At 57.1% G+C, this 16,383-nt stretch carries 4 protein-coding genes; all 4 read right to left on the bottom strand.

From position 1 onward, the window contains the following. Positions 1-53: 53 nt before the first annotated feature. The 4 genes from FBY01_RS20270 to FBY01_RS31905 all read right to left on the bottom strand — a co-directional run bounded on the left by FBY01_RS20270 (position 54) and on the right by FBY01_RS31905 (position 16,136). On the bottom strand, positions 54-4,823 hold the full coding sequence (locus FBY01_RS20270) for a hypothetical protein (protein WP_145309200.1): 4,770 nt from the start codon (positions 4,821-4,823) through the stop codon (positions 54-56). Then, positions 4,816-8,895 carry a neuraminidase-like domain-containing protein gene (locus FBY01_RS20265; protein ID WP_145309198.1) on the bottom strand — a complete coding sequence of 1,360 codons (4,080 nt, stop codon included), beginning with the start codon at positions 8,893-8,895 and terminating at the stop codon, positions 4,816-4,818. Before FBY01_RS20265 ends, FBY01_RS20270 begins: the two co-directional genes overlap by 8 nt. A gap of 52 nt (positions 8,896-8,947) precedes the next feature. Next, the gene (locus FBY01_RS20260; RefSeq protein ID WP_145309196.1) at positions 8,948-12,544 is read right to left on the bottom strand and encodes a Tc toxin subunit A; all 3,597 of its coding nucleotides are present in this window, start codon (positions 12,542-12,544) and stop codon (positions 8,948-8,950) included. 151 nt (positions 12,545-12,695) lie between these two features. Further along, the gene (locus FBY01_RS31905) at positions 12,696-16,136 is read right to left on the bottom strand and encodes a hypothetical protein (protein ID WP_256664440.1); all 3,441 of its coding nucleotides are present in this window, start codon (positions 16,134-16,136) and stop codon (positions 12,696-12,698) included. Positions 16,137-16,383 lie beyond the last annotated feature (247 nt).

Below are 16,383 nucleotides of genomic sequence, written 5' to 3'. Positions count from 1 at the left end.
CGCTTTCCCTCAATGAAAAGGCATTAATTGCTTAGCGAAAACAGATGCCGATATCAAATAACAGTTCCGTCGTATTTATTGTGAACCTCCAGCCTCCCCCCGGCTTGTGTAGAAATAGTTGTAGCAGCCTCACCCTTTGAATCAGTGAAATAGAAAAACTGGTTAGTGGCTCTAGTGACTCGACCCCCCGGAATCCCTTTTTTCAAAAAAACGGATGTCGCCCGAATGTGATACTTCTGCCATTCAATATCCGGCCATTGATATTCAGCAGTGGACCAACGCTCAACAGTCACATGATTATGGCCCAACGACATAGCTAATGGCGAAGACCTCACTCCCGACTCCACTAACATCAGTTGCAAGAAAAAATCTCCGTTCGTGGTCGTGTCGAGACAATTCAGTTCCCACGTCACGCCTTCTGATGTCAGCAGTTGCTCGCGCCCCAGCGAAGGTGCAACCACCACACCTAGATTGACGGCGGGCTCTCCGCCCCATACCAGTTTTATAGGCTTGTTCAGAAACTGGCTGGAAGGTTTGGGTCGCACGGTGACCGTGTGCCTTGCACCATGGCAGGGATAGGCGCTCGCTCCAAAATCAACTGAAAACTCATCAAACTTGACGTCCACTTCTTGCGCGAAATTAACGACTTCCCCCGGCAACGGCGGTGAATTCGGCAGCTGTTCAAACTCTGGAAGGGAAAAGTTCAATACAAAAGGACCGCTGTGCGCAATCTCGGTAAAAATAGACCAACACAAGGAGGTCGTGCCCTTTGCCATCTCACACCGTTGCTCCAAAGGCGGATCAAAAACCAGACCTTGCTCCTCCACGTCCGACGCGTATTCCAGAGCAAGAAATCCTTCAGGTGCGCCTATCAGCCAACTGTATTTATAGTCCAGTTTAAGGGTGCAAACCTCTCCCGAAACCAAATTCAACTTTACGTCAAGCCAATCTACTTCTACATCATTAACGTAAGGTCTGAACTCTTGCAGCCAAGTAGAACTGGAAGTAGAAGTAGAAGTAGAAGTAAAAGTAGAAGTAGAAGTAGACATATTTGGCACCAACTCAAACTCAATAAATTTCGCTTCCCACCCGCCAAATCCACCCGTCACGACAGCTTGTAGAAGCCCCTTCCTTACGCCTGGCATCCTGAACTCCACCCAGGCATTCCCTTCAGCATCTGTCCTCGTCGGAGCAATTGTCCTGTCGGGGTAATCCCACCTCACCTCAACATCCTGCAAAGGTTCGCCTGTCTGCGCTGAAACCACATTAGCGACCGCCGAAACCAATTCACCCAGATGACCATTGGGCTTCGGACTACAGAGCGTCTGTATTTTCCGAGGCTCGTTCAATACATATGAAAGCTCAACTGATTCTGAATAGTCCTTACCCCCTACCGTTGCGGTCAGCCCAGCCTCTCCGGGCGTAGTTGGAACAAACCGCACTCTCGCCACACCGTAATAATCAGTCTCGGCAGTCACAACTCCGAGGTCCGGGCTTCGCCATGTGACAACCCACCCCACCATCGGCTTGCCACTGATCACCGACACCACCGTGACCTGTCCGACCAATGCCTGGCCCCAGTCCAGTGTCTGGAAAGCGCTGCTGTTGCTGCTGATTTTCAGCACCTGCGAGCCTTCCCCGAGGGACATCGGGTTAGCCGGCGACAGGCTCGCCAGCCGCTCGGACGACAGACGGAGCGCGAAACTTGCATCCCTGAGATCGGCCACCTTGAACTGGTAGTTCAACCCCATGTCGCCGTGAAACAGTCGAGGCACGCCGAGCCCGGCCGATAGAAAGTTGATTCCCAACGCCTCCGGTCCGGCCCCCGTCATTCCCAGTATCAAGTGCCGGCCAGACAGCGGGCTGTTTGCCGCCGCCCTTAAATCAATCGAATGTGTGCCCTTGCGACGGGGGAAGCAGGTGTGCTGGCTCCAGCGCTTGAATTCTTTCTGATCAAAGCTGACCTCCAGCCCCTCCCAGGGATCAGTGGCCAGCGCCCGGACCGTCGTGTCGCGTTGCTCCTTGAAGCCGTCGTACAGGCTCTCCACTTCGGCCGTCACTTGGTACGCCTGATCAGCATTTTCCGGCGAAAAAGCAAACCCGGACCAGCCATCCGCATCGCTTGGCACCACGCTTGAGTCCACCCATTTCACCGGCACCTCACCCACGGCCTGCCCGGTAAAGTGCGAGCACACCTGAACCCAGTTCCAGGCCGGTTCCTGCCCGACCACCGGATCCACGGCCGATTCGCGCCACGCCTCGATCCTGACCTTGTTATGCGCCAGCTTCATCGGCGTCACGGTGGCCACAAACTCCAGCTGAGGGAGTGCCAGGGTCAGGGCAAACTCGCCCCTATCCCCACTGCGAGTAAAGTCCAATTCCCAAGGTGTGCCCCCGTCGCTGATGAGCTGCGGCACATTCAAAGCGGGGTCGATGGTTGCCTCCAGTTGGTCCGCCGGGGTTCCCGACCATGTCAGCGATGCCTTCAACCCCACCAGCGGGGTCAGCGCATTGGGCAACACGTTAAAACGGTGCTGCGCCCCCAGGCATGGATACAGAGCCTGGCCGTCAAGTACTGCCTGTACCTGATCGAGCAACAGACTCAATTCTTCTTTCGGGTCCGCCGCTATCAATCGCCCAAAAAGCTCTCGAACAACCCGTTCACCCTCAAGCCGCAGCTCCAGATCGAACAGGCTGCTGATGCTGGCATTTGCCTCTGAAACAAGCTTCCACTCCACGCCGCCTGCCACTAGCACTTTGGAAACGCCAAGGTCAGTGGGCACCAGTCCGATATCCGGCGCGGCACCTCGCCAATGCAAACTGATATTTGCGTCGACCCATCCACTGCCAGCGATAGGCTCGACTTTCAGGGTATGGGTCTGACCACGCCGACAGAGCAGTCCAAGCTCAACACGATCGACTTCCTCCCCATCAAGCAGGATCTTGACCTCACTCTTCCAGGGGTTGGCCGCTGCCGCCACCACATCAAATGGCCATTCAACGGCAACGGCTTCCAGATGGGCACGGACGCTGGCAGTGACGACATACTGTATGGCCTGACTTGGCGCAAACAGAAAACCGGCCCAGCCACCGGCTCCCGAACGGGTCGAGCTCCTGGCCTCGACGCTTCCGCTGCCCTTGGGCTGAGCCACCCAATCAACCAGTGCACCGATGACCGGTTCACCCGCCCCGCCGTTCAGGTCGTGCACCACCTGAACCCGCAACAACACGCTCTCGTTTTCATCTACCTCTGGTAACTTGTTGGCTTCACGCACGTCGCCGATCCTGACCACGTTACGCGCCAGCGACATGGGTTTTTTCGGTGAAGGCAGCAACAGTTTCGAACAGACCAGCGACAGCCAGAACTGGCCGTCCAGGCGATCCTCACTTGTCAGCGTCCAGGGAAGCTCGACGCCGTTGCTCGGTATCGGCAACCAATACCCAAGCGCTGGATAGACGACAACCCCCAGTTGTTCAGGCGAGTCACCGCTCCAGTGCATCGCGAGATGCGTCCCCAGCAACGGACTGGTCTCAGGCAGTTTGACAACGACGGAGTAAACAGCCCCCCGATTGGGGTAGCCGGTTTTTTCTTCCCAGCGCGATCCTGCACCCTCGATGACGGCCAACACATCCTTCCACGGATCCGTCGCCAGTACCCGGACCGTCAACGATTGAGTCTCGACACCCGTCGAGTAGTAGAGACTCTCGACCGACGCCTCGACATCGTGGTGACCCTCTGCCGTCGGCTCATATTCGAAGTAAGCCCAGCCCTGCTCATCCGTGACGTCAGTGCCTTTAACGCCCTGGCCTGCGACCGTCCAGGTCACCGTCAGCCCGCTGAGAAGCTGGCTGGTGTAATACGACGCCACTTGAACCCCCAGGCGTACCTTTTGCCCATATTCAAGAATCGGGTAGTACGCCGCCTCCAGCACCTCACGAAACACCAACCGGTGATGTCCCAGCGACACCTCAATCGGGTAAGGTTCGGCGGTGTATTGGTTAAGCAGGTTCATGGTGAACAGATAGGGCGCCTGATCCCCGATCAATGGGCAGTCGATCATCCAATGCGAATCCAGCGGATGATCCACGCCCCAATCGGGCGTCGCGAGGATCGCGCCATGGGGGTTGTCGTCGCTGATCAATGCCGCTTGGGTACCCAGCCAGGCGTTGTCCGGCGCAAGCACATATTTCAGTGTGTGGGCCAAGCTCGCGGAGGCACCCAGGCACATGTACAAAGTCCCTGTCGATGGCACACGTTCTTCGTCCAGAATCAACGTCTGCATCACCGCCTGTTCCAGATGCACCTGGAGCTTGATTCGGGTGATGCAGATCTTCGAGAAATAGTCCGAAGGCTCGTTTTTGGGGCTGGATACATCGACGCGAATGACGTCCCCGCTTTTGAACGGAAGCGCCAACTCGACTTCATATTCACGCGGAATGAATTCCAGTGGCTGCCCGCCAGCTAGGCGCGCCTGATCGGCCTCAAGGTTGCGCGGTGGCCCCGGCAATAACTCGATTTTCAATTCATCGCTAGCCCCTTCGATGCTGATGTGCATCAAACCGGCCTCGGTATGTCGCGTCTCACACAGAAAACTCAGGATATAACGCGACTTCACGTCAGGATCTTTGGGAACAGTGATGTCCTGACTGACTGAAGACTCATTACCGGCGCCCAGAAAACGGGTCCTCTGGCCCTGGTACATTTCTTCTTCTATACCCAGCCATAACGGATTGGTCGGGCCTTTTTTCCATTGATTGAACGACTGGGCGAAATCGCCGTTTTTCACCAGAGTCTCGTTGGCCTGGATGATCGACTCACGCATGAATGTCCGCTCCCTTGAACTTTTCGTTCTGCCCGGCGTTTTCGGCCTGGGTCACCATGTCTTCCACTTGGCGTGTGAAGGTTGGCTCGCCGACCTTGGCCGTGTAGCGAATGCGCACGATGATGTCCGTCAACGAGCCCAACATGGCCCGCTGCGGCTCTTTCGACGACCATGGGAAATTTAGCGTCCAGCGAGACACCAGCCCGGTGTTTTCGAAGGGGTTGAGCAACCCTTCATCGGGTTTCATCGCGACCATGCCGTTGTCGGCCATCCCGACCGACAAGGCTATTCGCTGACCGCTGCGCAGGTTGAACTGCACATCGGAAGGCGCTACGGCACCTTCAGGTTCGTGCAAATACTTCACCGACTGGGCCGTTGCCCTGGTTGCGGTCATGCTGCTGATCTGGAGCAAGGTGGCCCGCACATCCTCGAAAGGCCCGGTCAGCACCGGCAGATCGACTTCGACCGAACTGATCTGCCGGCAGTAATGCCCCGGATGATCACGATCGAACAACAGCTGAGTGAGCGTGAACTCCAGAGTCCCTGTCTCCTGCAACCGGGCCAACGCATCCGCCCAACATTCAATACCTACCTGCGGAAATTGTTCGTCGTCAAACAATTGCCGCAGCGATACGGTTTTGACGAGTTCCAGCCGTCGTTCATAGCGTTGCAGGTATTCACGCTCCATGCGCAGCAGATGCTCGCGCAAGTGCTCCCCTGCCGTCAGGCCGTGGCGGTTGTCCAGCCAGACCTGAGGCAAGGGGATGAGCGAGTCGTCATCGCCGGTTTCGGCACTTAGCGAGGCCTGGGCGCTGAGGCACAGGCTGACGACCGCGTCGTAAGCCTGATAGTGCAAAGCCTTGAGCTGGCCCAGCAGCCAGCCGTACAGTTCGGCATTGGTCGCACGCTTCTTGAGGAAGTTGTAAACCGTCAACGCCTGACTGTTGGCCCTGAGGGTTTGCGCAAGGCTGGTCCGGGCGGCCTGTACGGCATGCTCTTGCGCAGCGATCTGCTCATCAATCGCCCGAACCTCCGCCGACGCCTGATTGCGCTGCAACTCCCATTCAGTGCGACGGCGACGGTACGCCTCGGTAGTGGCCTGTTTGTCGGCATCCAGTTGCAGCACTGATGAGGCGATGTCCAGGCCGAAGCAAACGGCGTCAGTAATTTTGTCGAGACGATGCCCCCCATTCGCCAGGCCAAAAATGGTCGGAAAAGAGGCAAGCACCGCGCCAAAAGGCTTGATGCTTGCCGAGGTCAGCGCGAGTATTTTTGATTTCTGCAGACTCTCCATGACCTCGTATTCAACCTTCGACACATTTTCGTCATACAGTCGCGCATAAGCCTGCGCCCGCTCCTGCGCCACTGCCCGGCTCTGCACCAGCGCCGTCACAGTGGCGACCATCTGGTCGATGGTCTGTTGCTGCACGGTCTGGGCATAAGTGCCCAGTTCCACCAGATGGTTTTGCTGCATGTCCTCCTGTTCGACCCGATCCCGTCGTTCAAGCAGACTCAACACTTGGTTGCCGTAATCCTGCAGGGTTTGCACCGCTCGCAACGCGGCCTCGAACGTGACCCGCCAGCGGAAGGCACCGACCACCAATCGCCCGCCCATGGGTCTCGGCGCGCCGACGCCCCCGGTGGCCAAATCGCGCAGCAGTTGTTCGGGGTCTGTGGGCGGGCTGAAAAGTGGAATCTGCAGAAGCTTGCCGTCGAGGGTGCGGTTGTTGCGCAGGTTATCCAGACGCTGGCCGGGCAAGTCGAACAGAGCGAGCAATTGCGGATTGATCGGCAGTTTGAAAGGCTCATTCGCCAGTAGACCGAGCAGTGGCGCCGCATCGGAAGCAGCTGGAAAATCCGCCAGGCTGAAAACAAGGTTTTGTTCAAACGCCTCCAGCGCCGGTCGCGAAACGCTCGAGTTCAAAAGGCTCTCGACCGTGGTGGTTTCCCACCGGTTTACCGTTTGTGCCGAGGGTGCCTTGCCCATCAGAAACTCGGCCTGGACATAGCACAATTTAGCCGCCACCAGGCTGTCACGGGTCAGTTGCCGGTAGTACCAGTCGCCCCAGGCGATCAGGTTGTTGACGTACTCAGTGAACACCAGAATCTGAAAGTGCCGGGGCGCGGCATAGCCGATGGCATCGGGATCGGTGGGAGCCTCGGTTTCGCAGCCCGGGTTACCGGGGGCACTCAAGGGCCGGCAGCGCCAATACAGCGGTTTTGCAGGTGGGGTAGCCTCCGCTGGCGCTTGTGGATCAAACACATAATGCAGCCAGTTCTGCGCTTCCAGAAAACGCCCTTCCTCGCGCAGTCGTGTGGACACCAGGTGCGGCAGGTGAAAAAACAGCTCCCAGAAAAACAGGCCATTGGCACCGTTGAACGCACCGTTCGGCTCGTTGATCGTTCCTGAGGCCGGAGGTGGCTCCGACAGAAACTGTGTTGCCCAATCGAGGACGGCATCGACGGAAATATTGGAAAGCTGCACCAGCTCGGTGCCGAACAACGAGTTCAGACGGGTGAACTTAAGCGCCAGATCCGGCTGATTCAGCGCGAGAAACTGCGCTGCATCGAGAGTGTTTTTGAGCAGGGCTGGAGGGGGGAAGTCAGTGACGTTGACGACCGTCAACTCGAAGTGTTTGTAGCCACGGTTGCCAGCGGATGTACCAAAAGAAAAGGTAGGCTTCCTCCACGTCCCCTTCGCCCGTCTGAAGACCTGCCACTGGGTACTCCAGCCCCCCGCCGTTGGGAAGCTCTGTTTTATGGGTGCCTCATCTCCGGCGCTCGGGTCATTCAAACTCAACTCAAGCTCAAGATTATTTCCCGGGTAAATCGTTGGCCTGCAAAAACCCTGAACACACAGCACATCGTCATTACCCTGACGAAACACTACAGCCTGCAGATCCAGATAATTAATGTAGTCGTTCGCACCAGCGTCGACGGTCACGATAACTGTCGGTTGATTCATCAGTGGGTGCTGAACCGTCTCGGTGCTGACAAAACGATAGCCGGCCGCGTACTTCAGCCAGTCGCCATCACCGTCGGTCAGCGGCCGCAACAGCACATCACGCACGGCATACGCCTTCTCGAACTCCCCCGCAGCGTTGCCGTTGGTCAACAACACGCCCAGTTTTCCCTTGGGGTTTTGACGATCGGCCAACACGGTCGCAATGAGTCGGGCCCCGGGGGTACGGTCATCATCATAAGTGGAATAGTGCAGGTTCAACGGTGCGGACCATTGGCCACTCTGGGTCATGAAAGCCAAATGGATGTTCAGCCGGTGCGGCAAGCCGTCATCGTCCCCCTTGCCTTCCACCTTGTCCTGCCATTCGGCCCAGACCACACACAACCGCCCGTTCCAGAACACCGGACGAATGTCCAACAACCTCGCACCAGCAGGAATATCCACTGATTGCCACTCACTCCATGCCGCCGGATTAATCGCTGTGCAACTGGGAGAAAGTTCAACCTCGGCCTTGCGCCAGAAATACTGACAAGGCTCCCCTCGGGTCCGACCGATACAGTAATAATCCGCTCGCGCGGGTGAGATGCCGTCCATAAAACAGTTGATGACGTCCAGGTTGCAGATCTGCTCGAATGATTGCAGGTAAGTCTGCAACGCTGACTGTACGGAATCGCTGTTCAGCCGCGTCTGGTTGAGGTTGTTTTCAAGGGTCTTGAACAGGCTGGTCTTGCGCTGGCGGAAAGAAGGGTTAATGAAGTTTTCCGGATAGATTGCAATCTTCTGCAACGCCGCCCAATCCGGGTAGTTGCAGTAGAGTAACCACGTGGCCAGGTCCCGTTTGTCGAACTGAGTCGCTGTAAAGCCGGGTTCCAGCTTGCGATACACCGCATGAATGTATTGCTGCGCGCAACTGACCGCTTCGGCGAGCATGGAGTTCTGCACCGGGTAGGCATCCAGCGGATCCATGCGCAGGAGTTCGGACAGGTCTGCCGGTGTCTTCAGAAAGGGGTACTTCCTGCCCCCATCGGCTTTTTCAATGTGTCCGATGCAGTACTCGATCAACGCCATACGACGTTTTTCGAGCAACCCGCCGATGTTATTCGATTCCATGATCCTTCTCCGTTGGCCTTATCCGGGGTCGCACGTCAGTCAGTGATACCGTTCATGCCGGTTTCACATCGCCCACGAACGTAATGGGGTCGAAATTGCTGCTTCTTTCACTGCTTTCGCTGAGGACGTTGACCGTGAATGTTCCACCGGTACGGCTGGAGACAAACACGCGCGTCAGCCCCTCCTGATTGGTCAATCCCTGCGCTGGCCGAATCACTAGCGACGTGCCCTCCTCTCCCTCAGCGGGCGTAGAAGACCATCGCACGAGTTGGTTTTTCCCGAGGTTTTTATGCGCGTCTATAAGCGTGGCAAACAGCTCGACTTCATGACCCTGGGCTACGGGGCCCGACGGCACCGCAGACATGAGCGGGCGCACAAACGTCAACGTCTTCGGATCGGCGATGACGTTAATGGTCGGGGCGTACTCCGGTTCAAACAGATCCAGCCAGAACAGCGGAGTGTCGGTGCCCATCACCGCACCCGGAATAAACTCCGCATTGACCGTTCCGTCCATTGAGGTGGGTTTCGTATCGATGCGGCCCAGGGTTGCGCTCCAGTAGACGTTGACCCCGCTCAAGGCTGCTCCGGCGTCATCCGTGAGAGTGACCGTAAAGTTAATTTTCTCCTCCGGTTTATTCGCCACCACCTCGGTGTTGTCCACAGTGCATGTCATCTTGACGAGCTGTTTCAGGTCGCTGGGGAGCGGGATGACGGCATTCCTCGATTCGGACAGGCTCAGCAAGGCATGCTCGGCGGCGTCTGCATAAGCGGTCTTGTCAATTGCCTCCGGCAAATGACCGATCAGAAAAATCGTCAGGGCATCCATGTCGGTGTGCATCGACAGCACCCGGACACGCATCAACAGATCAAGCTGGATCAAGTCTTTCAACACCTTCACCTTCGGATCAATGCGTCTGACACACTCGCGCACTTCCTGAACACTCCAGTCAAAAAACTCCGCCAGCTTGATGGATGCCGCCTGTTGGGCCAGCTTCAACGCATCACCTGCCACGCTCGGCAGTGCATTGACTTGTCGCAGGTAATCGAGCAGTTTCTGCGCCGGCTGTTCGCTCATTTCAAACGCCCGGGTGAGCGCTGAAAGGTAGTAAAGCGTCCTCACTGAGAACGCATGTTTGTCGTCCTGATGCAGCCAGGCCTTATGGCCGTAATCAAGATAGTCCTGCAACAAGGCGGCACTCAGATCCAGTTTCGCCACCACCGCACTGCGGCGCCGTACATCGGCCAACAGTGCGAGCAATAGGTCTGGCTCATCTCTGCGTCCCAACACAATTTTCTGAGGATCCTGAGCGGTTCGTTCGAGCACCAGACGCAACAGCAGGTGAACCGTGGCGTTTGCCCAACTCAGCACCCGTATTGTCTGCTCTGCGTCGACGCCGGTATAAACCGCCAGGCATTCCTTGGCCACCGACACCTGGGCCTCCCGGGCCTGCAAGAGCACACCGAGCATTTTCTCGACAATCGCAGCACGTTGCGTGGCATCGATGTCACCGAGGCCATCCTTGACCGCCTGTTCAAGATACGCCCGGGCAAGGGCCAGGTAGTCGGACTCCGCTTCAAAAGACGCCAGCACCAGGCCATCGGCGTCGACCAGCCCCGTCAACAAGTCCAGCCAGTCGGCAGCCGGCAGTGGCGGCACGCCGGCCATCAACAACCCGGCGTTAGTGAATCGCGCGGCGGACAGCAGGTTGCGTACCTGCTCAAACAGTTGGACTTCACGTTCAGCGGCCGCACTCAATGGCTGCGGTGCGGACACCTGCTGCAGCATCCACAGCACCGGTATGTCGCGATCCCGGCACCAGCCTGTGCAGGAATGCATCGCATAGATGAGGTTCAGCACGTCGGGGGCGGCGGCCAGAGTCGTATTGATGCAAGGGACACCCGCCAGGCCGTTGAGCCAACTCTCCCCGCCCAGCAACCTCAGCATCAGCACGCCTTCGACCGGTGTGATGCCCAATAGGCGTGGCAGCTTCACCATACGGTAAAAACTTGAAATCACCGCCGGACTGCGTTTCAGCGTGCCCTTGAGGTCATGCGCCTGGTCAATCGCCAGAGCCAGGTAATAATAAGTCTGCGGGTCAATGCCCAGACCGCTGCACAGTTGGTTGACCGTCAAGTCGGTTGAACCCTGCGCCGGTAATACCGGGAACGCACCGTTATCGAGTTTCATGGGTTCTCGATAATCGCCGTGGTGATTGAAGACCTGATCAAACTGCGACGGCGAGTCCCCGCGACCGTAGATCGACAACTGATCGATGAACACCGCGAAGTCGTGTGCGGTACATCCATAACGCTCGCGTAACGCCTGGAACAGGCCCAGTGCATGCACCACGTTGTCTGTTATCAGCCACTTGCTTTCATCCGCGCCGCCCTGCACTTCCGCCCTGATGGCGGCTGCCAGCAATGCATCCACCTGGTCGCTGGGCAGCCCCAGCCACTGGTCCAGACGCACTTTGCGATTCATCCGGTCGTATCGGTCAAGGCCTTCGGCGCTCCTGGGGTCCGCTGACAATCGGTTAAGGAACACAGGGCCATCTGAAATAAGGATGGGAGGGTGTGTATGGGCATTGATGTAAACCGAACCGGACCGTTCGCTTTCCGGCCCAGCAGGGTTAGTCGGGGTATACGTCACATTGGCAGAGCGTACCGGTAAGAAACTGCGAACCGACAACAAGGCCTCGATTTGCGGGGCATCTAATTTTGTCCGCTCACCGAAGAACGGCACCTGGTTGAGGTTCTGCCACGTCACGCCTTCGGCACCAAAGTGTTGCAAATAAAATGCGTCCCGTTGCTCATGCTCTGGCGGATCCTCCGTCAGCATCTCCCGCATATACGGCCCCAACCGCGATGCATGGGCGAGTGCTCGCCCGGCATCGGCGTCCCACGCCTCGGCTTGCAGGAAATAGGGGAAATTCAGGTCAACCATGTGCGCAAAATTACCCACCGACAAACCATGGTGGCGGGTGATGGCGTCAAGGGTGACCCAGTGCTGGTAATAAGGCAGCCCGTTCGGGTAGCGCGCCTCGATCAGCGCATCTTCCAACACCAGGTCCGCATTATTCGCGGTGATGAACCTTTCCAGCACTGAGGTGATGATGTCGACAGAGGATACGGATTTGTGCACCGCATTGAAGTCGACAGACAGCAGCTTGAGGTCTGTGCGGCGAGTATGGAGGAGCAACCCATCGTCATCGGACGATGGCTCGATACGGTCGCGGATCCATCGCAACAATTCGATCAGATAAGCCACCGGTGAATCAATGGACTCCAGAGCATCCGGGGGACAAAGCTCTTCAAACCGGGTGTCGAACAGTCCCTGATAATTGGGTCCCAGGACCATCGACAACAACCCGTCCAAAGGTGCTGCAGCGCTGTTTCCACTGCCCGTCAGCGTGTGCTCGATAAACTGGCGCCGCACATAGGTGGCCATGCTGTTGGCACGCCGCAGAAACTGCCGCGCATCAGCAGGGCTCATCTCAAAATCCCTGACCAGTCCCGGCACCCCCCTTTCCACCAGAGGAAAGATCGACCCCGCCTTTTTAAGGTAAGTCTCGAGGGTGGTGTAGCGTGTAAGTTGTTCTCCACTAAACATCTGGTTCAGCAGTTGCAAGGCAGGAGGGGCATCAGCCATGGTCAGGTTCCTTGAGTCGATAACGGCCCTGGACAGCCTGACAAACCTGTCAGGCCGCTGCGTTCGGTTGAAGAGATTTGGCGTCAGAAACCGACCACCGTCTACTGTCAGAATTGACAGTAATGATGACCGCTTATCGAAAAATGACGCGTCAAGGTTCCGTTGAGGGAGGCAAGACTTCGAAGCGCTTGCTGACGATCAGGTCGGAAACTGTCTCGCCATCCGGGTTGTCCGTGAGGGTTTGTTTGATCCAGCACCAATTGCCGCCCGGGGGCAGCGCCTTTATCGCCCCGCCCTGCCAGCCGGTTTCGACGGTGGCATCCTGCACCCAGACGTGTTCCGGGTTGAACCAACTCATGACTTGCCCGACGCCCGGCCTGCCCTGGCCTTCGAAGTGAACCGGGTTTTGGACCCAACGTCCCGGCGCAGGCACATCAATAGTTGGCCGATACGTACCCAGCACGACCGGTCGCTCAGGCGAGTCGAGCGAATCGAAACCGTCGCACGAGGCCACGGCCACGAAGCCGTAGCTCCCCCCGGGCAAATCGAGCTCCACCGTCACCGACCAGGTTCGATCATCCAGCACCACGGTGCTTCCCAGGACGGTAAGTGCCTCAGCGATCAGTTTCACCGTCACCGTGTCTCCGGGCACGCCAAAGCCTGAAACCACCGCCTGCCGGCCGATGTGTTCGTCCGTCGCCGGGGTTTCGATGCTCGGTGCCGCCGGCACGACGTTGTAGGCCAATGGCGGGCTGTCTTTTGACGGCCGCCCTTCAAACGTCTGCCTGGCCCAAATGGTTTTGCGCCCCACCGGCAACGTCACCTCGCCGCTCCAGCGACCGTTGATGCTTACCGCAATGTTCCTGAGTAGAGGCTCGGCCTCGCCCTCCAGCCAGACGTCAACCAGAGCGCCCGGCGTGGCCCGTCCCTCCAGCGTCGAGGTTCGCGGCAGATTCTGGTCTGCTTCCGGCACCGTAATGGCCGGCGGCACCACCACAACTTCAAACGTGCGCACCTCACTGCGCAACGACTCCCGTCCGTTCAGCGTCTGTTGAGCGTCAATGGTGTACTCACGAAATTCGAGAGCAGTGAGCCCGATCGACCATCGACCACCGTCAATCAGCACTTTGGGTTCACCCAGCTCTCCACCGAATCGGGCATCGCGCAACTGCATCGTCGCCCCCTTCAGACCGCTCTCCCCCCGCACAGTGATGTCGCGGTCGACTTCTGCGCTGGCGGCGGGCTCGATGATGACCGGCTGAGGGATGGGCATTTCGATCAGGAAGGTTTCGGAGGCGGCCGGCGAAGTCTGCCCGGCGGCAGTCTGGGTCACCGTGACGGTATAGGTAGTGTCCGGCTCAAAGGGTGTATTGCGTTCAAAGGTCCAGCGTGTGTCAGTCACCTGGGCGGTGTGTACCGTGTCGCTGTCGCTGAACGTGAGCTCAACCACCGCATTCGTCCAGCAGGTGCCCGACACGACGACGAAGAAACCGTCCACGTCTACCTGGCTGATTTCCGGGGCCAAGGGTGGAATGCTGACGGCCAGCTCAAGCCAGCTCGGCGACCATTGACCATTCAGCGACTGCCGGATATGCACTTTTCGATTGAGCGTCGGGCCCCACACGACGGCTGTCTTGCTCGACCATTGGCCGTTGGCGACCAGCGCATCGGGGGCGGCGTTGGACCCGCCGCCGGGGTTGGCAATCTTCACCGTAGCGCCGGTATGACCCCGGCCCGAGAAGGTCGGCTGGTAGTCCTTGGTGTATTGCAGATCGGTTGGATCTTCCAGTTTCCTGTCGACAGTGAACGAATAGGGGTGAGATTCAACCCAGCCGTTGGCATTGTCGGGCACTTTCTGAATCGCCTTCAGCGTGTACAAGCCCAGCGTCCAGCCCGTTGCCGACGTTTCCCATTGGCCATCGGGTTTCACCAACACAGGAGGCGGCGCCGTTCCGACCGGGCCGCTGTCCAGAATGAGCTGGACCGTGGCGCCGACATGACCGGTGCCTGAAAACTTGACGGTGGTGTCGGATGGACTCTCGATGTTGACAGTGGTTAATGCGGGCGGGCGGACTTTGAATGACCGTGCCTCACTTTTGCTATTAGGCTGACCGTTAGCCGTTTTGGCCACAATGGTAAACGAGCCGGGAGGCATGAAATTGACACGGGTGGTCATGGTCCAGCGTCCATCTTGTGACACCCGACCTTCACCGATTTTAAAACTGTGATCCAGGTCCTGGACCACCTCCACAATGGAATTTGGTTCACCTCCATAACCGGAGACATTTCCGTCTTGATCGATTGTCACCCCGTTACCGGGTTGTTCAATGACGATCGCTACTATCTCAAAGGAGACGCCACCCCAATGAATGCCTGTTTCATATCGAGCAGCAAGGTTAAAAATCCCGAACTGGATTTCGCTCAAATCTATCTGTTTACTCCAGTTCCCATAAAAATCCGAATCCTCTGTCGTTCCAAAATAAATATCGCCTGCCTGGCTTTCAATTCTAACTTTGGAATAAGGCTTTCTGCCTGTCCCCTCGACAGTAATCTTCCCGCGATAAACTCGGGCATTATCAGTTGGGTATTTAAACTGCGGAGCGATGATCACTTGCAGCTCGACGGGCACCGCATTCGCTGAGTAGGTTTGGCTGACAAACTTTCTTGCTTTAAACACTTGATGACAGGTAATTAAGATATTGCCTGCATATAAGTTTTCGGGAATGACTGTCCAACTACCATCGGCGCGAACAACGCCACTACCAAAATAAATGCCTCCTTCCGCCCTGTATAAATCAATCGTTGCGCCGGGAGCACCATTATTCCCTTCTATTGGCGCAGTGAGATAGGTGATGGAACGGGTCAGAATGACGGGCCTTGACAGCACCACGATACGCAGGAGATTACTGGGCATAAACCAATCACCATCGATCCACACCTGAGCGACGATGTCATGAATGCCGTTTGGCAAAGGACTTTTTAGCTGTAGGGCTGCTTTACCGTTGCTATTGACTTGCGTACGTCCACATAACTCGTCCCACGAGTAGGCATCTACAATATTGATATTCCAACCCGGTTCTGCAGTCACTTCGAAGCTTTGCAGACCTTCAACTCTTAGTCCCTGCGGCCAGTTGAAATTCGGAGCCATATTTCCGTTCACGGCCCAAGGCTCTTCTGAGATTTTTACATTGTCAGAGCGTGGAGGAGAGACCTCTGAAGGGTCGTCATTATTGAGCTGTTTTACCGATGGGTTCGGCTCCCCCTGAAGCGGCACAGGATCAACAAAAATAAGCCGACTGGCCATCCACCAATCATCGTTTCCATTCCATAACCAGACAAAAAAACGCTGCTCTCCAGGCGAGAAAGAATAACTATGGAGTGAAAAGTGCCCGTCACCCTCCATTTTCTGCTCAGCGCTATACGTTTCTCCGGTAAAGGCATCCACTATTCTGACGTAACAGCGGGCATGCCCCCCTCCCTCCAAAGTCAAATAGGTTGGATTGTTCACCTGACGTGAAACATATGGCCGCGACCATAGAATCCCGGGTCCAGACGAGCCGCCAACATCTGTAAAGTTTTTATCTTCCGACATAAAGCTGTCCGTCCCTAATGTTCTGCGCAGACCGTAAGTACCTTTCTACTTCTCGAACAGGGACGCTGCCTACCTGTAACATCTGACAGTTCCGACGGACGGCACCGCAGTCAATCAGTCCTTTCCGCCCGGCCCGTTCAAGCCCTCGGCAAGTGACTACAGCGCCTTGCGCAATGGACTACACATCCGCCAGAATCCGCCGGCTTGTGCACCTTGGCCTTGCCCCGTAACTTGATCCGCGTCGCTG

Origin of the sequence: Pseudomonas sp. SJZ077, from assembly GCF_007993905.1 — a bacterium.
Classification (GTDB): Bacteria; Pseudomonadota; Gammaproteobacteria; order Pseudomonadales; family Pseudomonadaceae; genus Aquipseudomonas; species Aquipseudomonas mandelii.
Note: the sequence above shows the minus strand (reverse complement) of the source record. Positions and strands in the feature narration are given on the sequence as shown.